General features: G+C 61.4%; 1 protein-coding gene and 1 pseudogene. One reads left to right on the plus strand and one right to left on the minus strand.

Annotation, left to right across the window (positions count from 1 at the left end; genetic code table 11):
* Positions 1–170: pseudogene (locus EXE42_RS16280) on the plus strand (mandelate racemase/muconate lactonizing enzyme family protein); the annotation flags it as partial.
* 25 nt (positions 171–195) lie between these two features.
* On the opposite strand, the gene EXE42_RS19730 reads toward EXE42_RS16280, so the two are convergent.
* Positions 196–677 (minus strand): hypothetical protein (locus EXE42_RS19730; protein WP_206750747.1); only part of this gene is annotated, 482 nt, incomplete at its 5' end.

Genomic DNA, 677 nt, shown 5'->3' on the forward strand with positions numbered 1-677 from the left:
TCGAGTACCACTCCTACGAGCTGGGCTGGTGGGAGGACCTCGTCGAGGAGGACGTGATCGAGGACGGCTACATCGAGGTGCCGGAGAAGCCGGGCCTCGGTCTCACGCTCGATCTGGACACCGTCGAGGAGCACATGGTCGAGGGCGAGACGCTGTTCGATCCGGCGTAAGCCCGGTCAGGATCGCCTGACTCCGTCAGGCGGTGACCTTGTTCCCCAACAGATAGGCAAATATCATCAGCAGTGACATCGCGAACCCGATGAGCGACGTGATCGCGAGGAAGCGGGCCGTCGTCGGAATATCGATTACGCCGGTGAGAGACATGAGCGCTGTATAGACCGGGAGTCCGACGGTCATCGTCGACACGATCGTCGCAATCTTCCGCCCGTCCTGTTCAGTTAAATCCCGAGTGAGAGACGATAGGAGGGCCACGGGATCCGGTTCGTCCCTGCGCTGCTTAGTTCTTGTTCGATCGTTGAACTCACACCGAAGGTCTGCGGACCGCCTCGCGTCGATCCGACGAATGCGCTCTCCGTATCCGACGCTCTCGGTATCCAGCAGCCGAACCGCATTAGTCTCCGTGGGCTTGACCAGCGCGGGGTCGCACGACGAAGCTGGACTCCGCTCAGCCCGATAGGCGATCGCGTCAGGCCCTTCTCGTCGCGATTTCGTCGAGC

This window comes from Halorubrum sp. SP3, from assembly GCF_005435195.1.
GTDB classification, from domain to species: Archaea; Halobacteriota; Halobacteria; order Halobacteriales; family Haloferacaceae; genus Halorubrum; species Halorubrum sodomense.